At 73.0% G+C, this 23695-nt stretch carries 19 protein-coding genes and 1 tRNA gene; 9 read left to right on the top strand and 11 right to left on the bottom strand.

What is annotated here, in order from left to right; translation table 11 throughout:
• Positions 1-75: 75 nt before the first annotated feature.
• The 4 genes from ACZ4TV_RS18055 to ACZ4TV_RS18040 form a co-directional block, all read right to left on the bottom strand.
• Positions 76-1215 carry a thioester domain-containing protein gene (locus ACZ4TV_RS18055; RefSeq protein ID WP_468135641.1) on the bottom strand — a complete coding sequence of 380 codons (1140 nt, stop codon included), beginning with the start codon at positions 1213-1215 and terminating at the stop codon, positions 76-78.
• Between the two features lie 206 nt (positions 1216-1421).
• Positions 1422-1829, bottom strand: a complete 408-nt coding sequence (locus ACZ4TV_RS18050) for a single-stranded DNA-binding protein (RefSeq protein ID WP_468135640.1) — start codon at positions 1827-1829, stop codon at positions 1422-1424.
• 99 nt (positions 1830-1928) lie between these two features.
• Positions 1929-3773 (bottom strand): GTPase, encoded by a 1845-nt coding sequence (locus ACZ4TV_RS18045; protein WP_468135639.1) that lies wholly within the window; start codon positions 3771-3773, stop codon positions 1929-1931.
• 4 nt (positions 3774-3777) lie between these two features.
• On the bottom strand, positions 3778-5394 hold the full coding sequence (locus ACZ4TV_RS18040; RefSeq protein ID WP_468135638.1) for a dynamin family protein: 1617 nt from the start codon (positions 5392-5394) through the stop codon (positions 3778-3780).
• A gap of 332 nt (positions 5395-5726) precedes the next feature.
• Here ACZ4TV_RS18040 and ACZ4TV_RS18035 point away from each other — a divergent pair.
• The 3 genes from ACZ4TV_RS18035 (at position 5727) to ctaF (ending at position 8354) form a co-directional block, all read left to right on the top strand.
• Positions 5727-5799, top strand: a tRNA-Arg gene (locus ACZ4TV_RS18035).
• A gap of 556 nt (positions 5800-6355) precedes the next feature.
• Entirely contained in the window at positions 6356-7963 is a 1608-nt protein-coding gene (ctaD, locus tag ACZ4TV_RS18030) for an aa3-type cytochrome oxidase subunit I (protein ID WP_468135689.1), read from the top strand.
• The gene (ctaF, locus tag ACZ4TV_RS18025) at positions 7953-8354 is read left to right on the top strand and encodes an aa3-type cytochrome oxidase subunit IV (protein WP_468135637.1); all 402 of its coding nucleotides are present in this window, start codon (positions 7953-7955) and stop codon (positions 8352-8354) included. The genes ctaD and ctaF overlap by 11 nt, the downstream gene beginning before the upstream one ends.
• Before the next feature lie 52 nt (positions 8355-8406).
• Here the strand turns inward: ctaF and qcrB are convergent, their stop codons facing one another.
• Entirely contained in the window at positions 8407-10119 is a 1713-nt protein-coding gene (gene qcrB, locus ACZ4TV_RS18020) for a cytochrome bc1 complex cytochrome b subunit (RefSeq protein ID WP_468135636.1), read from the bottom strand.
• Positions 10120-10376: 257 nt separating this feature from the next.
• On the opposite strand from qcrB, the gene ACZ4TV_RS18015 reads away from it, so the two are divergent.
• Positions 10377-11657, top strand: a complete 1281-nt coding sequence (locus tag ACZ4TV_RS18015; RefSeq protein WP_468135635.1) for a phosphoribosyltransferase family protein — start codon at positions 10377-10379, stop codon at positions 11655-11657.
• Between the two features lie 68 nt (positions 11658-11725).
• Here the strand turns inward: ACZ4TV_RS18015 and ACZ4TV_RS18010 are convergent, their stop codons facing one another.
• Positions 11726-12196, bottom strand: coding sequence for a phospholipase (locus ACZ4TV_RS18010; protein ID WP_468135634.1), 471 nt, complete (start codon positions 12194-12196; stop codon positions 11726-11728).
• A gap of 190 nt (positions 12197-12386) precedes the next feature.
• On the opposite strand from ACZ4TV_RS18010, the gene ACZ4TV_RS18005 reads away from it, so the two are divergent.
• Entirely contained in the window at positions 12387-12902 is a 516-nt protein-coding gene (locus ACZ4TV_RS18005) for a hypothetical protein (RefSeq protein ID WP_468135633.1), read from the top strand.
• A 58-nt stretch (positions 12903-12960) separates the two neighbouring features.
• On the opposite strand, the gene ACZ4TV_RS18000 is transcribed toward ACZ4TV_RS18005, so the two are convergent.
• Positions 12961-13731 carry an alpha/beta fold hydrolase gene (locus ACZ4TV_RS18000; RefSeq protein WP_468135632.1) on the bottom strand — a complete coding sequence of 257 codons (771 nt, stop codon included), beginning with the start codon at positions 13729-13731 and terminating at the stop codon, positions 12961-12963.
• A gap of 138 nt (positions 13732-13869) precedes the next feature.
• On the opposite strand from ACZ4TV_RS18000, the gene ACZ4TV_RS17995 reads away from it, so the two are divergent.
• From ACZ4TV_RS17995 to ACZ4TV_RS17980, 4 genes are all read left to right on the top strand, one after another.
• Positions 13870-14283 carry a GNAT family N-acetyltransferase gene (locus tag ACZ4TV_RS17995; RefSeq protein ID WP_468135631.1) on the top strand — a complete coding sequence of 138 codons (414 nt, stop codon included), beginning with the start codon at positions 13870-13872 and terminating at the stop codon, positions 14281-14283.
• Positions 14284-14414: 131 nt separating this feature from the next.
• A complete protein-coding gene (locus ACZ4TV_RS17990; protein WP_468135630.1) occupies positions 14415-15593 on the top strand; it encodes a S8 family peptidase in 1179 nt (392 codons plus the stop codon).
• Positions 15594-15816: 223 nt separating this feature from the next.
• Positions 15817-17112 carry a hypothetical protein gene (locus ACZ4TV_RS17985; protein WP_468135629.1) on the top strand — a complete coding sequence of 432 codons (1296 nt, stop codon included), beginning with the start codon at positions 15817-15819 and terminating at the stop codon, positions 17110-17112.
• Between the two features lie 101 nt (positions 17113-17213).
• A complete protein-coding gene (locus ACZ4TV_RS17980; protein WP_468135628.1) occupies positions 17214-18302 on the top strand; it encodes a WxL protein peptidoglycan domain-containing protein in 1089 nt (362 codons plus the stop codon).
• A gap of 90 nt (positions 18303-18392) precedes the next feature.
• Here ACZ4TV_RS17980 and ACZ4TV_RS17975 read toward each other — a convergent pair whose 3' ends face one another.
• Genes ACZ4TV_RS17975 through iolC form a run of 4 tightly spaced genes read right to left on the bottom strand, consistent with a single transcriptional unit; the run spans position 18393 to position 23688 of the window.
• Positions 18393-19892, bottom strand: coding sequence for a CoA-acylating methylmalonate-semialdehyde dehydrogenase (locus tag ACZ4TV_RS17975; protein ID WP_468135627.1), 1500 nt, complete (start codon positions 19890-19892; stop codon positions 18393-18395).
• Between the two features lie 13 nt (positions 19893-19905).
• Positions 19906-21774, bottom strand: coding sequence for a 3D-(3,5/4)-trihydroxycyclohexane-1,2-dione acylhydrolase (decyclizing) (gene iolD, locus ACZ4TV_RS17970; RefSeq protein ID WP_468135626.1), 1869 nt, complete (start codon positions 21772-21774; stop codon positions 19906-19908).
• On the bottom strand, positions 21771-22724 hold the full coding sequence (gene iolB / locus ACZ4TV_RS17965; RefSeq protein ID WP_468135625.1) for a 5-deoxy-glucuronate isomerase: 954 nt from the start codon (positions 22722-22724) through the stop codon (positions 21771-21773). Before iolB ends, iolD begins: the two co-directional genes overlap by 4 nt.
• A complete protein-coding gene (gene iolC, locus ACZ4TV_RS17960; RefSeq protein ID WP_468135624.1) occupies positions 22708-23688 on the bottom strand; it encodes a 5-dehydro-2-deoxygluconokinase in 981 nt (326 codons plus the stop codon). Before iolC ends, iolB begins: the two co-directional genes overlap by 17 nt.
• Between the last annotated feature and the right edge of the window lie 7 nt (positions 23689-23695).

The following is a 23695-nucleotide window of genomic DNA, read 5'->3' as shown; positions in this document are numbered from 1 at the left end:
ACGCACCTGGCCCACCGGACGCACCCGGCCCACCGGACCGGGCCCGTGGCGGGGCCGGACACTCCCCTCGCCCTCCTACGCCCTGTCCTCCTCGTCCAGCGGGCGCTTGCGCAGCAGCAGGACCACCAGCCCGCCCAGGACCACCAGGCCCACCGCAAGGGAGGCGATGACCGGGGTGGCCGCCGAGCTGCCGCTGGTCGCCAGCCGCTCCTCGTCCAGGGAGGTCGTCGAGAGGGCCGCGGACTGCGCGCCCAGCGCCTCCGGCGCCGAGCCGGCGGTCGTGCCCGCGGTCGCGCCCGCCTGGGCCACCGGGACCGGCGGCCAGAGCGCCGTGGCCGTGGCGGCGGCCGCGGACTCGCTGGAGCCGGCCACGATCTGGGCCTGTGCCGGCACCCCGCTGGTGAAGACCCGCCCGACCGGCACCTTGGTCGCACCGTGCACGGTGACCGAGGCCGTCCCGTCGGGAGTGCCCGCGGGCACCTCGAAGTACAGCCGGCTCCCGTTGACCGCGGTGTCCAGCGGCCGCCCCTCCGCGTCCAGCACCCGCACCCCCATCGCGACGGCCGCCGCGTCCGGGACGACCGACACGCTCCGCGCCCCGGTCCGCACGGTCACCGGGCCGAGCCGGGTACCCACCGCCCCCGACACGCCGCCCGGGTCCAGCCGCAGCGAGGCCGGCGGCTCCGGCAGTTGCCCCGCCTCCCGCTGCAGATAGTCGGCCAGCTTCTCCGCCGCCGGGTCCGCGGCCTCGACCCGCACGCCGTCCGCCAGCCGCCAGATCGCCACCTGGGTCCCGGCCGCCGCGCTCTCCGCGGTGAGCGCCCCGGCCCCGGCGGCCCTGGCGAGCCCGGCGAGATCGTTCAGCTGCGGGTAGGAGTGCTCCAGGACCCAGCGGATCCGGCCGGCGTCCCGGTTCCCGGCGAGCGGGCTGCCGCCCCAGCCGCTCTCGGTGTACCGGGCCTGCGGCTGGGCGTTGCCCGCCACGCCGACCCCGTACGTCTGGAGCATCCCGCCGCCGTCCACGCGCATCTCGTAGAGCCCGGCCGGGATGTGCCGGACCGATCCGTCCCCGGAGTGCAGGACGGCCTGTCCGTACGTCTTCAGCCCGTCCAGCACGGCGCTCGCGCCCTCCGGCACCCGGGCCGCCACCGGGTCGGAGTCGGCCGCCGCCCGGGCACCGGGCGCGGCGGCGAGGGCGGCGGCCAGCAGGGCCACCGCCAGCGGCCGGCGCGCCGAGCCCCGTACCGCGGCGGCAGGTTCAGCGGCACGAGGTTCAAGAGAAGCAGGCGCAGGAGTGGAATCAGTGGAATCAGTGGAATCGGGAGCGGAGAATGCGGGAACGGCAATCGACACAGTCTTCCCCTTCGGGCCAAAGACCCAGGTGCCCGTGAGTACCGGGGAATCCTAACCGCCTCGAACACTCAGACCACCGCCGCCTTCTGAGTGGCCATCAGCGGAGTGTCGGTCCTCATCACCCGCCGGAAGGCCGCCGTCCCGCGGTTCAGGTCGTGCCCGATGGCGCTCGCGTCGATCTCCGCCGAGATCCACCGTTTGCCCTCCGCGTCGGGCGGGTCCTCCCGGACGCGCAGCCGCCCGTGCACCACCAGCGGCTCCCCGACCGATACGGAACCGGCGAGATTCACGGCGAGCGTCCGCCGCGCCCACACCGTGTAGAAGCTGGTGGTCCCGTCGGTCCAGCTGTCCTTGCGCCGGTCGAAGTACCTCGGCGTCACCGCGAAGCGGAACCGCGCCGACGGACCGTTCACCGTCTCCTTGTAGTCGATCTGCGTCGCCACACAGCCCACCAGCGTCACCTGGGTGTCGTTCATCCCGGCCGCCCTCCCCCGTGGTTCCCACCCGTACGGACCATCCGTACGAGGTACGAACCATGCTGGAGCCCGCCGCCGATCCCCGCTCCGGCCTGTGGATTACTGGCGGGTTGTGGACAACCTGCTCCCCCCTGCGGCTACCGCGGCGTACTGTTCCCGCACCTCCCGGTAGCGCAGCAGCTCCGCCGCCACCGGTTCCAGCACCCGGGCCCGCCCGCACCCGGCCGCCGCCTGCCGCAGCCTGCGCTCCGCGTCCTGCCCGTACCGCCGCGCCGGGCCCCGGGCCGCGATCGAGCAGGCCCACTCCACGAGGGGCCCGCCGATGATGCCCGCCACCATCAGCAGCACCGGCGGCAGCAGCTTCGGCTCCAGGACACCGGCGATCTGCCCGACCAGCCACAGTCCGCCGTAGATCTGCAGCAGCGTCATGGCGGCCTGCCCCAGCACCGCCACCGGCCACCACGTGGGCCGCGGCGGTTTGACGCTGGGCACCGCGACCGCCGCACCCAGGGTCACCGCGATCTCGTCCAGCGCCTCCGGAAGCCCGTCGGCGCCACGCACCGCGCTCTCCCGGACCGCCTGCGCCCACGGTTCGGGCAGGCCGGCGACCGCCTCGTCGGCGACCGCCCGTACGGCCTGTTCCACCCGCTGGCGTGCGGTCACCTCCTCCTCGGCCGGCGCCTGCGCCACCGCCGGGCCCCGGCCGCCGATCACCGCCAGGGCGGCCAGACCCGCGAGGGTGCGCGGCGCGCGCCGGCTCTCGTACCACCGCCACAGCCGCAGCCACGGCGTCCCGCACGCCTTCCCGGCATTGCGCCGCCACGCGCGCTCGGCCGCGAGCCCGGCCGCGTAGGCCCCGACCGCCTCGGCGAGCCGGTCCTCGAACTCGGCGCGCGCCGCCTCCCCGATCTCTGGTCCGCAGCGCCCGTCGGCGACGTAGAGCGGCCGCAGGCGCGCGGCCGCGCGGTCGACGTCGGCGCAGATGCGCCGGGTCGCGGCGCCCTTCTCCTGGGTGAACTGTGCGAGGAGCTCCCGCAGTTCCGCGACGCCCTCCCCGGTCAGCGCGGACAGTCCGAGGACCGTGGCGCCGGGTTCGCCGTGCTCGCCGAGCGCGATGCCGTCGTCGTCGAGGAGCCGGCGCAGGTCGTCTAGTACGAGGTCGGCGGCCTCGCCGGGCAGCCGGTCCACCTGGTTCAGCACCACGAAGGTCACCTCCGCGTGCCCGGCCAGCGGCCGCAGGTACCGTTCGTGCAGCACCGCGTCCGCGTACTTCTCCGGGTCCACCACCCACACCACGGCGTCGACCAGGGCCAGTACGCGGTCCACGTGCTCCCGGTGCGCGCCGACCGCCGAGTCCAGGTCCGGCAGGTCGACGAGGACCATCCCGCGCAGCGCCTCCGCCTCCGAGGTCTCGCGGGGCCGGCGCCTCAGCCGCCCCGGGATCTCCAGCCGGTCCAGCAGTCCGGCGGCCCCGTCCGACCAGCTGCACGCGATGGGCGCCGCGGTGGTCGGGCGGCGCAGCCCCGTCTCGGAGATCTGCACCCCGGCGAGTGAATTGAAGAGCGTGGACTTGCCGCTTCCGGTGGCTCCGGCGATCGCGACGACCGTGTGCTGGGGCGACAGCCCGCGCCGCGCCGCCGCCTCGTCCAGTACCCGCCCGGCCTCGGCGAGGGTCTTGCCGTCGAGCCGGGTCCGGGACAGCCCGACCAGCTGGCGCAGCGCGTCGAGGCGCGCGCGCAGGGCGTGCGCCTCGGGGCTGAGCGGGGGCGCGGACGACTTGCCGCCGTCGCTGCCCGCGCCGGAGACGGCCCGTACGAGCGCCTCGTCACCCTCGTCGCCCCCGCCGTCCGCGCCCTCCTCGCCCCCGGTGGCGGCCGGGGGGCGCGAACGCGCGATGAATCCGTCGTCCCAGCGGTCGTCGGTGCGGTCGGTCAGGGCGTTCACCGCGTCACCTCTCCTTCTGTAGTAGGGACAGCGCGGCAATGAGCTCGGCCTGTGGTTCCGGGGTCACTTCGAGCGCTTCCAGCGGGGCGAGCCGGCGGTCACGTTCGCCGCGCAGTACCTGGTCGAGGTGGGCGTCGACCAGTTCCCCGCCCCGGTCGCGCAGCCGCAGCGCGGCCTGGGCGCCGATCCGTTCGGCGAGCCGCTCCCCCGCGGGCCGGGCCCGCTTGCCGCCGAGGAGGGCGGCGACGAGCAGGGCCGCGACGCCGTCGGGGTCGGGCGCGGGCTGCTGTTCGAGCCGCGCCACCTCCTCCTCGGCGAGTTCCTCCAGCACGCGCCGCCAGCGGCGTACGGCCAGGCCGATGCGTTCCCCCGCTTCCCTGTCGGGCGCCGGCAGTGGCACCGCGCCGGCGGCCGGCTCGCGCCGCCAGGCATCGGCGATCCGCTCGTCGGCGGCGGCGACGGCGCACTGGAGCAGTGCGGCCAGGGACTCGGCGAGGGAGTCCAGTAGTTCGTCGGCGCTCGTGTCGAGGGGGTAGCCGCGCCACCGGGTCAGCGCGTCCCCGGCCAGTACGGCGCCTTGGTCGAGGCGGCCCCGGACCCGCTTGCCCTCCCGCCTGAACGCGTCCTCGACGGCCGAGGTCAGCCGTACGGCGGCAGCGTGCTGGGCGGCGACGGCGGAGGCGAGCTCCGGCATCCGGCGGCCGAGGGAGTCCAGCGCGCCGAGCGCGGTGCGCCCGACGGCGTACTGCCGGGCGGCCGGGTCCTGCGCGTGGTGGGCGAGCCAGGCGAACAGCGGGGCGACGGCGCTGGCCGGCAGCAGCCCGCCCCCGCCGGCCGACTCGGGCAGCTCCGGGACGGTGAAGCGCGGTACGTCGCCCAGTCCGGCCTTGGTGAGCAGGGCGCCGTACTGCCGCGAGACCTCGGTGAGCACCTGGTGCGGGACCCGGTCGAGGACGGTGATGAGGGTGGCCTTGTACTGCTTGGCGGTGCGCAGCAGGTGCCAGGGGACGGCGTCGGCGTACCGCGAGGCGGTGGTGACCATCACCCAGACGTCGGCGGCGCAGATGAGTTCGGCGGCGAGTGTCCGGTTCTCGACCACGAGGGAGTCGATGTCGGGGGCGTCGAGGAGGGCGAGTCCGCGCGGCAGGGTGGTGACGGTCTCGATCCGCATCTCGCGGGTCGCGTGACTGTTGCCGCGGCCGCGGTCGCGGGCCCGGGCCTTGGTCGCGGGTGGCGTCTCGTCCTCTTCGTGCGGCACCCAGACGCGCATGAGGTCGGGCAGTACGCGCATCCCGGCGAACCAGTGATGGTCATCCGGATGGCAGACGAGCACCGGGGTGCGCGTGGTCGGACGCAGCACCCCGGCTTCGCTGACCTGTCGTCCGACGAGGGAGTTAACGAGGGTGGACTTACCGGCCCCGGTGGACCCGCCGACGACGGCGAGCATGGGCGCCTCGGGCGCCTTCAGCCGGGGTACGAGGTAGTCGTCGAGCTGCGCGAGCAGCTCGGCTCTGGTCTGGCGCGCCCGCGGGGCGCCGGGCAGGGGCAGCGGCAGACGCACGGACGCGACCCGGTCGCGCAGGGCGGACAGGGCATCGAGCAGCTGAGGCCGAACATCCAAGGTCACCACATGCGAAGAATGCCCAATTTAGGACCATTTTTGAAGCTTATACGTCCTCTGCGCGCCGACCGCGACTCCAGTGGGACATTCTGGGCACGGCGGACGAGTGGGGCGCAGGCATAACGAGTGCACAACACCGAGGGTGCCGCGGCGCAAAAGCGATGCGAGAATCGCACCTGCCTGCGATTATCGGGACCGCTTCACCGAACCTCCACATCGTGGCCCGCGAGTGAAGCAACCGGGACAAGGCAACCGGAGCCCTATCCTTGACCCGGCGCGGACCGTAGCCCCACCCCCACCAGGGGCTCCAGGCCCACCACGGCCACCTTCCGGCCCCCGTAGCTCAGTGGATAGAGCAGGTGCCTTCTAAGCACTTGGCCGCAGGTTCGAGTCCTGCCGGGGGCACTCTCCACGTCCTACCCTCAAGCCCTCCCTCGCGGAGGGCTTTCTTGCAGATCAGTGGCACCCCGACCGGTCCACCGACGGGGCCACGGCAGGTAGCTCCTGCGGGCCTTCGATGCGCATCTGAAGATAGGCCGGCTGACCAGTCACACATCGGGCATAAGTGGCGAGCAAGGCAGGGACCTGTTGTCTGGTCAACGCCCGGGTGCTGAGCTTCATGGAGGACGTCGACTCCCTCGACCCGGCCGCGGTCGACTCGTAGACCTGCGGCTGGGAACACCGGCGCCGGCGTGGCCCCGGCGGTCCGCTGGCACTCAGTGCTCCAGACGCGCCGAAAGGCCGGTTCGCACGGCGCGCCGCCGGTTCGCCGCGCAGCCCAGGCTGTAGGGCAAGAGGTGCAGGCGCGTCGGCGAGGCTCTCTGGAGGACGGATGACATCGGTGGACCGTTCACCCGAAGAGGCACCAGGGACACGAGGGGCGCAAGGGGCACAAGGGGCGCATGAGGCATCAGCCGACGACCGGGCCGGGACGACGACGAGGACGAGGACGAAGACCGAGCTGCGGGCCGGCCAGGGCTCCGCCGTCCTGAGGTGGCTGTCGACCACCGACCACAAGGTGATCGGCAATCTCTACCTGGTGACGGCCTTCGCCTTCTTCCTCTTCGCCGGCGTACTGGCCATGTTCATGCGGGCCGAACTCGCCCGCCCCGGGCTGCAGATCGTCTCGAACCAGCAGTACAACGAGATGTTCACCATCCACGCCACGATCATGATGCTGCTGTTCGCGACCCCGACCTTCACCGGATTCGCCAACGCGATCATGCCGTTGCAGATCGGCGCGCCCGATGTCGCCTTTCCGCGGCTGAATGCCTTCACCTACTGGGTGTACCTGTTCGGGGGCCTGATGGTGGTCTCCGGATTCCTGACCGCCGACGGGGCGGCGGCCTTCGGGTGGTTCGCCTACGCGCCGCTGAACGGGGCCCGGTTCAGCCCCGGTACGGGCCCCGACCTGTGGGCCATGGGGCTGGCCGTCTCGGGTCTGAGCACGATCCTGGGGGCGGTCAATTTCATCACCACGATCGTCTGCCTGCGCGCGCCGGGCATGACCTTGTTCCGTATGCCGATCTTCACGTGGAATGTTCTTTTCACCTCCATCCTGGCGCTCTTGGCCTTTCCCGTTCTCACGGCCGCGCTGCTCGTATTGGAGGCGGACAGGAAGTTCGGTTCGCACGTTTTCGACCCGGCCAACGGCGGCGCTCTGCTGTGGCAGCACCTGTTCTGGTTCTTCGGGCATCCGGAGGTCTACATCGTGGCTCTCCCGTTCTTCGGGGTGGTCACCGAAATCCTCCCCGTCTTCAGCCGGAAGCCGATGTTCGGCTACGCGGCCCTCATCGGTGCCACGATCGCCATCACCGGTCTGTCCGCCACCGTCTGGGCGCACCACATGTTCGCGACGGGGGCCGTACTGCTGCCCTTCTTCGCCCTGCTGTCCTTCCTGATCGCCGTGCCGACCGGGGTGAAGTTCTTCAACTGGATCGGGACGATGTGGAGGGGTTCGATCTCCTTCGAGACGCCGATGCTGTGGTCCATCGGCTTCCTCGTCACGTTCCTCCTGGGCGGTCTGACGGGCGTGCTCGTGGCATCGCCGCCGCTGGACTTCCACCTGACGGACAGCTACTTCGTCGTCGCGCACCTCCACTACGTCCTTTTCGGCACGATCGTCTTCGCCACCTTCGCCGGCTTCTACTTCTGGTGGCCGAAGTTCACCGGCCGGATGCTGGACGAGCGGCTCGGCAGGATCCACTTCTGGACGCTGTTCATCGGATTCCAGACCACCTTCCTGGTCCAGCACTGGCTGGGCGAGGCCGGCATGCCGCGCCGGTACGCGGACTACCTCGCGAGCGACGGCTTCACGCTCCTGAACACGATCTCTTCCCTCGGCTCCTTCCTGCTGGGCCTTTCAACGCTGCCCTTCCTCTACAACGTGTGGAAGACCCACCGTTACGGCGCGCGGGTCACCGTCGACGACCCCTGGGGATGGGGCCGCTCCCTGGAATGGGCGACGAGCTGCCCACCGCCCCGGCACAACTTCCACGCCCTGCCGCGGATCCGTTCGGAATCGCCGGCCTTCGACCTTCACCACCCGGAGGTGACCCGTGAAAGGTGAGGCCTGGCTCTTCACCGGCACGGCCCTGTTCTTCGCGGCGACCACCCTCGTCTACGGCTGGTTCTCCCGCGAGCCGGCGGGCAGCGCCGCGCTCTGCGTCTCCTTCGTCATGGCGAGCCTGGTCGCCCTCTACCTCTGGCGCCAGTACGGGCGGGCCGGAGCCCGGCCGGAGGACCGCACGGACGCCGAGGTCCTGGAGGCCGGCGGCCGGCTGGCCTTTTTCCCCGCCCGCAGCTACTTCCCCGTACTGACGGCCGCGGGCAGCGCGCTGATCGGCCTGGGAGTGGTCCAGGGCCTGTGGCTGTGCCTGATCGGCTTCGGCGTCCTGCTGCCGGGGGTCCTGGGGTTCGCCTTCCAGAACCTCGGCCACGAGGACCAGGGGACCGACTGAGGGACCGACCGAGGGACCGACCGAGGGACCGACCGAGCGACCGAGCGACCGGCTAAGGGGTGTCCTGCGAAGACTCCGAGGTCACCGAGGACTCCGAAGGCACCTTCCGGTAGTCCGGTCCCGCAGTGGTTTCGGCGATCTTCCGGCGCTCTTCGGCGGTCATGGGGTACGGAACGCTGTCCCGGTAGTACCAGCCGCTGAGGGCCCACCGCAGCCTGTTCAGCAGGGGCCGCAGGCGCCCGTGGTCGGCGCCGTCCGCCCCGTCCGCGCCGTCGGCGGGCACCAGCGGCAGGGGCCGCTCCCGCGCGAGGACGGCGTACCGCTCGGCGGCCGCGAGGGTCCGGTGCTCCGGGTGGAAGCCGCCCTCGGCGCTCTGGCGCACCAGGCCGGACGCCTCCCCCTCGGTCAGCAGGCGGAACTCGCGCGACTGGAGCGCCAGGCACAGCCGCCTGGTGAGCCAGAAGGCGCCCACCGGTACCGCGAAGAACGCGATGCGCAGCGCCCAGGTCAGCGGCTGCAAGGGCACGTCGAAGACGAAGGCGAGGATGTCCTGGGCCCCGGCGAGGAGCAGCACGGCGTAGCAGGAGAGGGCCGCCGTGCCCAGGGCCGTGCGGACGGGCCGGTCACGCGGGCGGTCGCACAGGTGCCGCTCCCCCGACGCGCCGGTGATCCAGCGTTCGAAGAAGGGGTAGGCGTAGAGGATCGCGAAGAGCAGGCCGGGCAGGAGCACGGCCGTGAGCAGGGGGTTCCACATGATCGTGTGGCCCCACGCGCGTGTTTCCACGCCGGGCATCAGGCGGAGGGACCCTTCCAGGAATCCGACGTACCAGTCGGGCTGGGAGCCGGTGGAGACCAGGTCGGTGCGGTAGGGGCCGTAGGCCCAGATGGGGTTGATCTGCGCGATCGCTCCGAGCGCGGCCAGCAGCCCGAACACCATGAAGAACAGCCCGGCGGACTTGGCCACGTACTGCGGGAAGAACGGCAGGCCGACGACGTTGCGGCCGGTCCTGCCGGGTCCCGACCAGTGGGTGTGCTTCAGGGCGAAGACGAGCAGGATGTGCAGGGTGATCAGGCCCAGCAGCAGGCCGGGGACCAGCAGGATGTGCACGGGGTAGAGCCGGGAGACGATGTCTTCTCCGGGATATTCGCCGCCGAAGACGAAGAAGCTCAGGTACGTGCCGACGAGCGGGACCGACAGCATGATCCCCTGGGCGATGCGCAGCCCGGTGCCCGACAGCAGGTCGTCGGGGAGCGAGTACCCGGCGAAACCCTCCAGCAGGGACAGCATGAACAGGGTCACGCCCACCAGCCAGTTGGTCTCACGGGGGCGCCGGAAGGCGCCGGTGAAGAACACCCGCAGCAGGTGCGCGCCGATGGCGGTCAGGAAGACCAGCGCCGCCCAGTGGTGGATCTGACGGATCAGCAGGCCGCCGCGCACGTCGAAGCTGATCTCCAGGGTGGAGAGGTAGGCCTGCGACATGAGCACGCCGCGCAGCGGCTCGTACGAGCCCTGGTACGGGGTCTCCCGCATCGACGGGTCGAAGAAGAAGGCGAGGAACACGCCCGTCAGCAGCAGCACGACGAAGCTGTAGAGCGCCAACTCGCCCAGGAGGAAGGACCAGTGGTCGGGGAAGAGCTTGCGCACCACCGACCGGGCCGTTTCGGCGAGTGGAAGCCGCGCGTCCAGGGCGTCGGCGCCCCGGACCACCGCACGCCGCGCCTTGTTCTTCGGCCGCTCTTCCCGCTTCGGACCCGGCACCGGCATGCACCTCCTGTCCGAACCCTCGCTACTGGGCGCAAGCGAGCCGTCCGGAGCTCACGCAAAGCTACCCAAACTCACTCTTCGCTATCAATTCAGACACGGGGCGGGCCTTGCTCCCGCGCGCGTCGGACGCCCCCGCCCCCCCCCGGCGCCCCCGCCCCTCGGCGCCGGCGCCCGACTTGCGGAAAGGCCGTACATGGGGTTGCGTCGAATTAGGTGTGTGCCTGCTTTCCCTCTCCCCTGGTTTGGGGGCGAACCTCGTGCTGTTCACTCATCGCGCGGACGCGGGCGAGCGTCTCGCCGAAGCGTTGCGCCATCTGGAGGGGGAGAATCCCGTCGTGCTGGGCCTGCCCCGCGGCGGAGTCCCGGTGGCGTTCCAGGTCGCCCAGGCGCTCGGCGCCCCGCTCGACGTGATCGTGGTGCGCAAGCTCGGCGTCCCGTACCACCGTGAGCTCGGGTTCGGCGCCATCGGTGAGGGCGGCGTACGGGTCATCAGCGAGAACATCGTCCGCAGCGCCCGGGTCCGCCAGGAGGACCTCGCGGCGGTCGAGCACGCCGAGGAGGCGGAGCTCGCCCGGCAGGCGCGACGCTTCCGCGGCGACCGGCCGCGAGTGCCCCTCGACGGCCGGACGGTGATCCTGGTGGACGACGGGATCGCGACCGGGGCCACGGCCGCGGCCGCGTGCGAAGTCGTGCGGGCGCAGGGCGCCGCGCGTGTGGTGCTGGCCGTTCCGGTGGCGCCGCCGGACGCGGTCGCCTGGCTGCGCACCGAGGCCGACGAAGTGGTGTGCCTCTCCACGCCGCACGCCTTCCGCGCCGTCGGCGAGTGGTACGAGGACTTCTCCCAGACCTCGGACGAGGAGGTCGTCGCGCTGCTGGCCCGGGCGGCGGCCGGTCCCGCACCCCGCCGGGCCGTCCGGGCCGTCCCGGTCGAGGTGGACGCCGGCGGCCTCTCGCTGGCCGGGGACCTCGCCCTGCCGGAGGGTGCCGGGGCGGTCGTGATGTTCGCCCACGGCTCCGGCAGCAGCCGCCGCAGCCCGCGCAACCGGTCGGTGGCGGCGGAGCTGAACCGGGCGGGCCTCGGCACCCTGCTCTTCGACCTGCTCATGCCCGCCGAGGAGGCCGACCGGGCCAACGTCTTCGACATCGAGACGCTGGCCGGGCGACTCGCGGACGCCACCCGCTGGCTGCGGCACCGCGAGGCCGTCCCGATCGGCTACTTCGGGGCGAGCACCGGAGCCGCGGCGGCGCTGTGGGCGGCCGCGGCCGATGACGCGGACGTCGGCGCCGTGGTCTCCCGCGGCGGCCGGCCCGACCTCGCCGGCTCGCGGCTCGCCGGCGTACGTGCGCCCACGCTGCTCATCGTGGGCGGCCGGGACACGACGGTGCTCGACCTCAACCGCCAGGCCCAGCGCGAGCTGCGCTGCGAGAACCGGCTCGAGGTCATCCCGGGAGCCACCCACCTCTTCGAGGAGCCGGGAGCCCTGGACGAGGTGGCCCATCTGGCGCGGGACTGGTTCACCCGGCACCTGACGCGGTAACAGCGGCACGCGCGTCGGACCACCTCGGGCTGGCGGGGCCGGATAGGGCCGGCACAGGGCCTACTCGTCTAGGAGATTCCGAGGAGACTGGCGGCCCGGTAGTAGGTCCACGCGGTGCCGTCGCAGGAGTTCCTGCGGGTGCCCGAGTACTGCGCGCAGACCCGCTTCAGGTCCGCGTGGAACGCCTCGTCCAGCCGGGCCTTGGCGGTGGGGAACAGACCCGCCGCCCGATGGTTGCGGTAGCCGAAGTCGTGGCGTGCGCAGGCCGTTCCGAAGGGGAAGCCGAAGGGGTTGTCGGGGGAGGAGGTGCAGTAGTCCGTCGACCAGTCGAAGCCGTACGGGGTCCAGGCGTCCCGGTGCTGGCGGGCGTCGGCCCAGGCCCGGTAGCTGGCGGCACTGGTCTGCGTCCAACGGCTCAGCACCAGCGGCTTGTCGGCCGGGACCTCCGGCGCGGCCCAGGCCGCCGGTGCGAGGACGAACACGGCGGTGGCGGTGGCGGTGGCGGTGGCGAGGGCGGGGACGAGGCGGCGACGGCGCATGGAATTCCTCGGGGCGGGGGCGGACGGGGCACCCCCGGCCAACTCGCCCCGGCGCCCCCCGGTTACTGCGCGTCGGCGGAGCCTGACCCGAGACCCTCTCAGGTATGAGGCCGTGTAGGACCTCCGGCCCCGTCACGGTTCGTCCTGTGGAGGGACGCGCGGGAAGGGTCTCCCGGCCGAGACTGGGGGCATGAACCGCCGCCCGCTCGTCATCGCCGCCGCCAGCGTGGGAGTCCTGGCCACCGCCGCCTTCGCGCTGCCCAACCTGCCGCCCAACCCCGTGACCGACACGATCGACAACCAGGTGTTCAAGGAGAGGGGCAAGCGTTTCGCGACCGTCGCCGACGCGCCCCGGGGCCCGGAGGGCGCGTTCGTCCTGCCGTCCTGGATACCGAAGGACGCCACCGACGTCCGCATACGGGTGCGCACCACCGGCGAGGCCCGGCTGATCCGGTTCACCCTCGGCGCGACGCCGCTGGACGGCCCACGGTGCGGCGCGGGCACGCCGCGGCCGCTGCCCGCTCCGGATCTGCACGCCAAGTGGTGGCCGGGCGGCCTGCGGGCCGAGGTCCGCTCCGAGTGCCGGGACGCCCACCAGTACCAGGTCGCGGTGCGCGGCAAGCGGGTCTACGCCTGGACCGACGGCACCCCGTCCCCGGGCGCCCAGACCCGGGACGGCATACCCGGGCCCCGGACCCAGGGCTGACCCACGGCTGACAGCACGCCGCGCGGTGCGGCGGGCGGTACGGCGCGGTGCGCCGTGCCTATGCTCTGGCCAGGGCCGCCGCGGTGGCCCTGGCGAAGCCTTCCGGGTTGTCCAGCATGATGTTGTGCCCGCAGTCGGGGACGGACACCACGGCGACGCCCGCCGCCTCCAGCGCGTCGGCGCCCGGGAGCGGGCCGTCCGCCTCCGGCAGCAGGTAGCTGCGCGGGATCTTCAGCTCCAGCAGCAGCTCGCGCATGGTGGGCGTCGTGCCCGCGGCGAGGTGGACGGCGGTGCGGTAGAGAGCCGTCCGGCCGGCCAGCCGCATCGTGGCCCACCAGTGCGCGCCGACCCGGTCGCGCACCTCGGCCCAGCCGCCCGCCAGGAACTCCTCCTCGGTGTAGGAGGCGATCCCACTGCTCCCCGCCGTGGCCGGAGCGGGCGGCAGCGGGTCCAGATTGGCGTCGACGAGCACCAGCCGGGAGACCAGGTGGGGGTGCCGGTCGGCGAGCACGATGGCCACGGCTCCGCCCATGCTGTGCGCGATCAGCTCAGCGCCCTCCACACCGGCCACGGCGAAGGCGGCCGCCAGCGCGTCGGCATGCGCTTCGAGGGTGTAGCCGAACCCCTCGGGCCGGTCGCTGTGCCCGTGGCCGAGCAGATCGACCAGCAGTGAACGCCGCCCCGCGAGCAGCGGATGCGTGGCGCTCGCCGCGAAGTAGGCGGGCGAGGTGGATCCGAGCCCGTGCACGTACACCCGGGCCGGTTCCTCCCCCGGCAGCTCGACCCAGCGGATCCGGTCGTCCTCCGGGGTGACCACGGCACTTCTCACGACGCTCCCCCTCAAGTCTTCGACGGCCGGCACACGCCGGCCGGTCCTCCGGCCGCCCCGTCAGGTGTTTCCGAACGCCCGCCGCGCCGCGCCGAAATGCGGCTCGCCCTCCGTCATGCGCCCATTATCGTGGCCGCCATGGACATCCGCCGGGCCCTCACCCCCGCCGAGCTCTCGGCCGCCGAGTCCCTCTTCGACGGGCCCGCCCGCGCGGACTGGTCGGAGCGCTTCCTCGCCGCGCCGGGGCACGTGATGCTCATCGCCTACGTCGACGGCGTGCCCGCCGCAATGGTCTCCGGCGTCGAGATGACCCACCCCGACAAGGGCACCGAGATGTGCCTCTACGAACTCTCCGTGGACGAGGGGTACCGCCGCCGCGGGATCGGCCGCGCCCTGACCCTGGCCCTCGCCGACGAGGCGAAGGCACGCGGCTGCCACGGCATGTGGGTGGGCGTCGACACCGACAACGAGGCCGCCCTGGCCACCTACGACTCCGCCGGCGCCCGCGACGAGGGCATCTTCTCCATGCGCGGCTGGCCGCTTACCCCCTAGGCCGTCCCTTTCGGATGTGGCCGGGCCTGCGGCGCCTGGCCGTGCCACGACCGCCCGTGCGGCGGCGTGTCGTGCGCCCACTCGGCGCACCCTCCGCGCGCCCGTGCCGTCGCTCGCCGAGCATCGGCCGCATGACCGCATTTTCCCCGCTCCTGCCCGCCGCCGCGCTGCTCGCCGCGGCGACCACGGCCACCGCCCTGCCTCCGCACTCCGACGCCACCGCCGCCGAAGCCCCCGTCGCCCCCTACGTCGTCGTCCTCAAGGACACCACCTCCCGCGCCCCGACCCGCGCCCTGGCCGCCGAGGCAGCGGACTCCGGCGATGAGGTCGGGCCCGTCTACGACGCCGTCCTGAACGGCTTCGCCGTCCGCACCACCGCCGCCCGCGCCGCCGCCCTGGCCGCCGACCCCCGGGTGGCCTCCGTGGAACCGGACGCGGAGTTCCGCATCACCGACACGCAGCCGCAGGCACCCGCCCCCTGGCCGCTGGACCGGATCGACCAGCGCACGCTCCCGCTCGACGGTTCGTACACGTACGCCACCAGGGCCGAGGGCGTCACCGTCTACGTCGTCGACACCGGCATCAACACCGGCCACCGGGAGTTCGGCGGTCGCGCCCGGTCCGGCGTCAACGCGGTGTTCCTCGGGAGCTCCCGCGACTGCAACGGCCACGGCACGCACGTCGCGGCGACCGTGGGCGGGGAGACGTACGGGGTCGCGAAGGGGGTCTCGCTCGTCGGGGTGAAGGTGGCCGACTGCCGTGGTTCCGCGAGCCTGTCGGCCATCCTCAAGGGCCTCAACTGGGTGGTGAGGGACGCCGCCAAGTCCCCGGCCACCCCGGCGGTGGCCAACATGAGCATCGGCGGCACCCGCAGTCGCGCCCTCGAGGCGGCGGTGATCCGGGCCGTGTCCGTCGGGATCACCTTCACCGTGGCCGCGGGGAACGACGACAAGGACGCCTGTACGGGGTCCCCCGCCTCCGTCCCCCAGGCCGTCACCGTCGGCGCGACCGACGCCCAGGACCGGCGCGCGCCGTTCTCCAACCACGGCCGCTGCGTGGACCTCTCGGCGCCGGGCGTCGGGGTCACCTCGGCCTGGAAGGGCTCCGCCACCGCCACGGCCCGTTCCTCCGGCACCTCGATGGCCGCCCCGCACGTGGCGGGGGTCGCCGCGCTCCTCCTGGCGGGCGGTACGGCGAGGACCCCGGCGCAGGTCTCCCAGGCGCTGGTACGCAGCGCCGTGCCCGACCGGATCACCGCGCTCCCGGCCGGCACCCCGAACCTGCTGCTGCACACCCCCACCGACCGCTAGGCCACCCCGGCCACCCCGGGCCCCCCGGCCACCCCGACCAGTCGGTATCCGATGGGCCATCAGACCGCCCCTGATGGCCCATCACATTGTGTGTGCTTCGGGCGAAAGCAAGTCATTGACTTCTCATCACCGCGACGCGTCAATATCGGCCACCGCACCGGCTCGGCCTCCCCACACAGCGGGTGGGGGGAGGGGTTCGTCATGACGAAGGAGTCGCGACCCTGTGAGTACGAGAATGCTCAGACGAAGAGTGCTGGCCGGGGCGGGGGCCCTGACCCTGGCCCTGGCGGGCGGTGTGGTGGGCGTGGCGGGCTCCGCGCAGGCCGCGACCAAGACCACGGCCGTCTTCGAGAACTGTGACGCCCCGGCGCCGCAGTCGGACGGTTCGGGCAACCAGAACTACACGGTCACGCTGCCCGACGCCGCCAAGGCCGGCGATGTCGTCCCGATCACGATCGACCCGGGTGCGAGCCCGCTGATCCCCGCGTTCTCCGTCACGACGGTGAACACCTCCAAGATCACCCTCAAGGTCGGCACGACCACCCAGGTGGTCACCAGCCCGCCCGAGACCGTCACCGTCGTGGCCGGGCAGCCGCTCGACCCCAAGGCGTTCTCCGGAACGATCAGGATTCCGGACGGCACCGAGGGCACCACGGTCGACGTCGCCCTCGACCTGGCGGTGACCGACGCGGACCTCTCCGGTTCCGTCTTCACCACCACCTGCACCCCGGCGCCGCGCCCGTCCGCCTCGCTCGGCTCGGTCGCGGTCGAGGCCCTGCCCAAGGACCCGGTCACCACGAGGCTGACGCCCAACAGCGGCCCGGCGGGCACCGCCGTCGTCGTCACTGGCGCCAACTTCCCGGCCGGCGCCGTCACCTGCTCCGCCCTGCTCGCGGGCGTGGCCACCGGTGACACCGGCGCCGGCACGGCCGACGCGTCCGGCGCCGCCACCTGCACGATCACGGTCACCAAGAAGGCCGACACGATCAAGATCGACGGTTCGATCACCCCGTACAAGGCCTTCGTGTTCCTGGAGGACCAGCCCGGCGTGAAGAACCCGGTCGACGTCGAGGTCCTCCCCGGACCGCTGACCCTCGGCCCCAAGGACGGCCAGCCGGCCGTCAGCTTCGGCGCGGTCACCATCAACGGCAAGGCGCAGTCACTGGTCGGCGTCTTCAACGCCGCGACCGTCCAGGACTTCCGCGGGGGCTCGCTCGGCTGGGACGTGACGGCGACGCGTACGCCGTTCCTGAACCAGTCCACCGGCCACTCGATGGCGAAGGCGCAGATCGGCATCCAGCCGTCCTGCACCGTGACCAACCCGGACAGCCCGAGCACCTGCACCGCGGGCACGCCCGGCGCGATCTCCGACGTCCCGATGAAGGTGGCCTCGCAGGCCGCCGGCGGCGAGGAGCTGACCGGCGGTGAGTTCGCCGTCGGTGGCGCCGGGATGATCCAGCTCCCGCCCTTCATGTTCGCGAACACCTACCAGACGGTCGTGACCTTCTCGATCGCCTGATCGCCTGACCGCCTGACCCGTACGGCCCGCTCCGCCAGGGTGGTGCGGCGCTCCGGCGCCGCGCCGCCCCTTCCCCGTTCCGCGCCGACTGGAGACCGCCCATGCGCAGGCGTAGCCGCACCCGCACCCGCACCTCCCTGTACGGTCTGCTCCTCGGCCTGCTCCTGGGCGCGGGCCTGCTGCCGGCCGGCGCGGCGACGGCCGCGGACAACGGCACGTGGGCGGTGTTCCCGACACCGGCGGCCGGTGCGGCGACGAGCGACCGCGCGTACTTCTTCCACCAGGGCGCGGCCGGGACCACCCTCGGCGACAGCGTGACGATCCTGAACTCCTCCGACAAGGAGCTGACGTTCCAGGTCTTCGCCACCGATGCCGTGAACACCCCGGTGGGCGGAGCCTTCGCGCTGCTGCCGGTGGAGACCAAGCCGAAGGACGTCGGCGCGTGGATCACGATGGGGCCGCAGGCCGCGAGTCTCGTCACCGTGCCAGCCAAGGGCCGTAAGGACATCCCGTTCACCGTGCGGGTCCCGGCGGACGCGACACCCGGTGACCACGTCGGCGGGATCGTCGCCCTGGGCACCGCCGTGGAGGGCCTGCGACAGGACGGCCAGGTCCAGGTCGGGGTGAAGCGCTCGGTGGGCGCCCGGCTGTACTTCCGGGTGCCCGGTCCCGTCACCGCGGGGCTGAGCGTCGAGGACGTACGCGTCAGCCGGTCGGCGCCGCTGCTGCCCTGGATCCAGGACGCCAGCGCCACCATCTCGTACGCGCTGGTCAACCGGGGCAACATGGCCATCGAGCCCGAGGTGGCGGTCTCCGCCGAGGGGTTGTTCGGGCGCGAGCTGCTGGACCGGCCGGCCCGCGAGCTGAAGCTGACCCTGCTCCCGGGTCAGCGGATCGAGCTGACCGAGCGGTGGCCGGACGCCCCCCAGTCGGACCGGGTGACCGTGCGGATCACCGCGGGGGCGGCGGCCCACCCCGATCTGGCCCCGGCGTCCGAGACGGAGTTCATCGCCGTTCCCTGGCCGGCCGTGGGCCTGCTCCTGGTGCTGGCGGGCGCGGGGGTGACCGTGTGGGCGCTGCGCCGCCGGCGCCGCGCGGACCACGAACCGGTGGAATCCGCACCGGTGGAATCCGCACCGGAGCTGGTCCCGGTGTCGAGGTTCTGGAACGGAACCCGCCCCCCGCGGTGAGGGTTGCGGGGGCGGGCCGGCCCTACGGGGCGTACGCGCGCTCGGCGGTTGCGCGCGCTCGGCGGTTGCGCGCGCTCAGCGGTTGCCCCATCAGTGGTTGCGGGGGAAGCCCAGGTCCACACCGGCCGGGGCGTCCGCGGGGTCCGGCCAGCGGGTCGTGACGACCTTGCCGCGGGTGTAGAAGTGGATGCCGTCGTTGCCGTAGATGTGGTGGTCGCCGAAGAGCGAGTCCTTCCAGCCACCGAAGGAGTGGTAGCCCACCGGCACCGGGATCGGCACGTTGACGCCGACCATGCCGGCCTCGATCTCCAGCTGGAAGCGGCGGGCGGCGCCGCCGTCGCGGGTGAAGATCGCGGTGCCGTTGCCGAACGGCGAGGCGTTGATGAGGGCCACGCCCTCCTCGTAGGTCTCCGTGCGCAGGACGCACAGCACCGGGCCGAAGATCTCGTCGCGGTAGGCGTCGGAGTCGGTCCGGACGTGGTCGAGCAGGGACAGCCCGATCCAGTGGCCGTTCTCCCTGCCCTCCACCGTGTAGCCCGTGCCGTCCAGGACCACGTCGGCGCCCTGGGCGGCCGCGCCCTTCACGTACGAGGCGACCTTGTCGCGGTGGGCGGCCGTGATCAGCGGGCCCATCTCGGAGGTCGGGTCGTCGCCGGGGCCGATCTTGATCTTCTCGGCGCGCTCGCGGATCTTGTCGACCAGCGTGTCGGCGATGGAGCCGACGGCCACGACGGCGGAGATCGCCATGCAGCGCTCGCCGGCCGAGCCGTAGGCGGCGGAGACCGCCGCGTCGGCGGCCGCGTCCAGGTCCGCGTCGGGCAGCACCAGCATGTGGTTCTTGGCGCCGCCCAGCGCCTGCACGCGCTTGCCGTTGGCGGAGGCGGTGGTGTGGATGTGGCGGGCGATCGGGGTCGAGCCGACGAAGGAGACGGCCGCGACGTCGGGGTGGGCCAGCAGCGCGTCGACGGCCACCTTGTCGCCGTGGACCACGTTCAGGACGCCCGCCGGCAGACCGGCCTCGGTAGCCAGCTCGGCCAGCTTGTTGGCGGCCGACGGGTCCTTCTCGCTCGGCTTGAGGATGAAGGTGTTGCCGCAGGCCACGGCCAGCGGGAACATCCACATCGGCACCATCGCCGGGAAGTTGAAGGGGGTGATGCCGGCGACCACGCCCAGCGGCTGGCGGATGGAGGAGACGTCCACGCGGCTGGAGACCGACGTCGACAGCTCGCCCTTGAGCTGCGTGGTGATCCCGCAGGCCAGCTCGACGATCTCCAGGCCGCGCGCGACCTCGCCCAGCGCGTCCGAGTGGACCTTGCCGTGCTCCGCGGTGATCAGCTCGGCGATGGCGTCGCGGTGGGCGTCGAGCAGGGCGCGGTAGGCGAAGAGCACCTTGGTGCGGGCGGCCAGCGAGGACTGGCCCCAGGACAGGTAGGCCTCCTTCGCGACCCGTACCGCGGCGTCGACCTCTTCGGCCGAGGCGAGCGCGACCTGCGTGGTGACCTCGCCGGTGGCCGGGTCGGTGACCGGGCCGTAGTTGCCCGACGCGCCCTCGACGGTCTTGCCACCGATCCAGTGGTTGACGGTCTTCATGTGCCTTGCTCCTTCACAGATGGCGACGTCGCTGCGCGGCTTGCCGGTCGTACTCTTCACGGGCCCGGGACGCCGCCTTGCGGGTCGCCGTCTCGGCCACAGGAACATCCCACCACGCCTGTGCCGGGGGTGGGCCCGACACAGTGTCGGGCGTTCGGGTCTGTACGTAGACACATGTGGGACGCGTCGCCGAGCGGGCCTCGGCGAGGGCTTCGCGCAGGTCACGTACGGTGCGGGCGCGGATCACGGCCATCCCGAGGGAGGCCGCGTTGGCCGCGAGGTCCACCGGCAGGGGGTCCCCCGTGTACGAGGCGTCGGGCGCCCGGAAGCGGTAGCCGGTGCCGAAGCCCTCGCCGCCCACGGCCCCCGACAGGCCGCCGATGGAGGCGTAGCCGTGGTTGTCGAGGATCACCACCTTGATCGGGACGCCCTCCTGGACGGCCGTGACGATCTCGGTGGGATTCATGAGGTAGGTCCCGTCGCCGACCAGCGCCCACACCGGGCGGCCGGGCGCGGCCAGCGCCACCCCGATGGCGGCCGGGATCTCGTAGCCCATGCAGGAGTATCCGTACTCCAGGTGGTACTGGTCCGCCGACCGGGCCCGCCACAGCTTGTGCAGGTCGCCGGGGAGCGAGCCGGCCGCGTTGACCAGGATGTCGGTGCCGTCGACGAGCCGGTCGAGCAGCCCGAGCACCTGGGCCTGGGTGGGTACGGCGTCCTCGTCGGGAGCGGCGAAGGCCTGGTCGACGCGGGTCTCCCAGCGGCTCTTGCGGTGCTGGTACACCGTCTCGTACGCGGAATCCACCCGGTGGCCGGAGACCGCCTCCCGAAGCTCGTCGAGCCCCTCCCGCGCATCGGCGACCAGGGGGAGGGCGGCGAGCTTGTGGGCGTCGTACGGGTCGAGGTTGAGGCCGATGAACCGGACCTGCGGATTCTGGAAGAGGGTCGCGGAGGCGGTGGTGAAGTCGGTCAGCCGCGTCCCGGCGGCGATGACGAGGTCGGCCTCCCGGGCAATGTCGTCGGCGGTGGCCGTCCCGGTATGGCCGATCCCGCCCACGTCGGCGGGGTGGTCGTACGGGAGGGCGCCCTTGCCCGCCTGCGTGACGGCGACCGGGATCCCGGTGGCCTCGGCGAAGGCGGCCAGGGCGGCCTGTGCCCCGCTGTGCCGGATCCCGCCGCCGGCGACGAGCAGGGGGCGCGCGCAGGCCCGTACGGCCTCGGCGGCCGCGGCGAGCTCACCCCGGTCCGGCCGGGGGCGCCGCACCCGCCAGACGCGCTCGGCGAAGAACTCCTCGGGCCAGTCGTACGCCTGCGCCTGGACGTCCTGGGGCAGCGCGAGGGTGACGGCGCCGGTCCGCACGGGGTCGGTGAGCACCCGCACGGCCTGGAGGGCGGCCGGGATCAGGGCCTCGGGGCGGGTGATCCGGTCGAAGTAGCGGGAGACGGGCCGCAGGGTGTCGTTGACGGAGAGGTCGCCGGCGTACGGGACCTCCAGCTGCTGGAGCACGGGATCGGCGGGCCGGGCGGCGAAGGTGTCCCCGGGCAGCAGGAGCACCGGGATCCGGTTGATGGTGGCGAGGGCGGCGCCGGTGACGAGGTTGGTGGCGCCGGGTCCGATGGAGGTGGTGACGGCGTGGGTGGAGAGCCGGCCGCGCTGGCGGGCGTACCCGACGGCGGCGTGCACCATGGCCTGCTCGTTGCGGCCCTGGAGGAAGGGCATGTCGTCCGGCCCGGTCTCCAGGAGGGCCTGGCCGAGGCCCGCCACGTTCCCGTGCCCGAAGATCCCCCAGGTGGCGGCGATCAGCCGGTGGCGCTGCCCGTCGCGCTCGGCGTACTGGCGGGAGAGGAAGCGTACGAGTGCCTGGGCGACGGTGAGTCTCACCGGGGGTCCTCCGCTCGGGAGAAGGGCAGCCGCGGGTCGATGTCCTGGCCGGCCCAGCTGCCGCGGATCCAGCCGTGGTCGGGGTGGTCCCGGATCAGCCACTCCCGGGTCCCGCCCGGTCCGGCCATCACGTTCAGGTAGTACATGTCGTGCCCGGGGGCGGCGATGGACGGCCCGTGCCAGCCGTCGGGGATCAGCACGGCGTCCCCGGTGCGCACCTCGGTGAGGATGTCGGTCTTCCCGGCCGGGGAGGGGCTGACGCGCTGGTAGCCGAAGCCGGGGGTGTCGCCGTGCGGGGCGATCTCGAAGTAGTAGATCTCCTCCAGGCGGGACTCCTCGCCTGGGTGGTCCTCGTCGTGTTTGTGGGGCGGGTAGGAGGACCAGTTCCCGCCGGGGGTGAGCACCTCGACGGCGATCAGCCGGTCGCAGTCGAAGCCGCCCGGGCCGGCGGCGGCGAAGTTGTTGACCTGCCGAGAGCACTGACCGGCGCCCCGCAGCTCGACGGGCACGTCTGCGGCGGGGCCGTACCGCGCGGGGAGCTGCCGCTCACACCGGGCGCCTGCGAGGGCGAAGCGCCCTCCTCTGGCCGAGGTGACCTCCGCGTGTCCGTCCCGGGGCAGGTACGCGAAGTCGGTCACGGCCTGGAACACCCCCGTCCGCCCCCGCAGTTCGAAGACTTCCGGTCCGCTGCCGGGGGCGCCGCCCCGGTCTTTCAGCCCCGCCGGCGTTTGAGGCGCGGCGTGCGGGGCGGAGCCCCGGTCATTCAGCCCCGCCGGAGTTTGAGGCGCGGGGTCTGGGACAGCGCCCCAGCAGCGGACCCGGCAGCCGCCCGACAGCGGCAGCACGATCCACTCCGACCCCCCGCACGCGTGCGCGTACACCTCCCCCGGAGCAAGGTCGAGGACGATCAGCCTCGTCCACTCCATCCCCCGCTCAGACACCACCGGCACGCCCCAGCACCTCCTCCACCTCGTGAGAGAACGGCATCGCCGACGAGCACGCCAGCCGCGAAGCCACGATCGCCCCCGCCGCGTTCGCGTACCGCACGACACGCCCCAAGTCCCACCCCGCGAGCAGCCCGTGGCACAGCGCACCCCCGAACGCGTCCCCCGCCCCGAGCCCGTTCACCACCCGGACGGGAACCGGCGCCGCCTCCGCCACCGTCCCGTCGCGGTGGACCGCCAGCACGCCCTGCGGGCCCCGCTTGACCACCGCCAGTTCCACGCCGGCGGCGAGCAGCGCCCGCGCCGCCGCGTACGGTTCGGACTCCCCCGTGGCGATCTCGCACTCCTCGGCGTTCCCGACGGCCACCGTCGCCCACGCCAGGGCCCGTTCGTAGTGCGGCCCCGGTTTCTCCCGCCACAGCATCGGCCGCCAGTCCAGGTCGAACACCGTCGTCCCCGACCGGCCGCGGGCCTCCAGCGCCGCCAGCGTCGCGGCGCGCGAGGGCTCCTCGCTCAGGCCCGTTCCCGTCATCCAGAACACGCGGGCCGCCCGTACCGCCTCCAGGTCGACCTCGTCCGCCTCGATCTCCAGGTCCGGGGCCTTCGGCAGCCGGTAGAAGTAAAGCGGGAAGCGGTCCGGCGGGAAGATCTCGCAGAAGGTGATCGGCGTGGGAAGGCCGTCGACCTCGGTCGCCCACCGGTCGTCCACGCCGAACCCCCGCAACTCGGAGCGCAGATACCCGCCGAAGGGGTCCGCGCCGGTCCGGGTGATCAGCGCCACCCGCCGCCCCAGCCGGGCCGCCGCGACGGCCACGTTGGCCGGGGAGCCGCCCAGGAATTTACCGAAGGTCTCCGCCTCGGCCAGTGGTACGCCGGTCGTCAACGGGTAGAGATCCACCCCGATCCGGCCCATCGTGATCAGGTCGAACGCGAACGGATCGCCGGTGCCGGTCACAGTCAGTCCTCCCACTCCTCTT

It is taken from the genome of Streptomyces sp. NPDC028910, from assembly GCF_055564955.1.
This window is presented reverse-complemented; position numbering and strand designations above follow the sequence as displayed.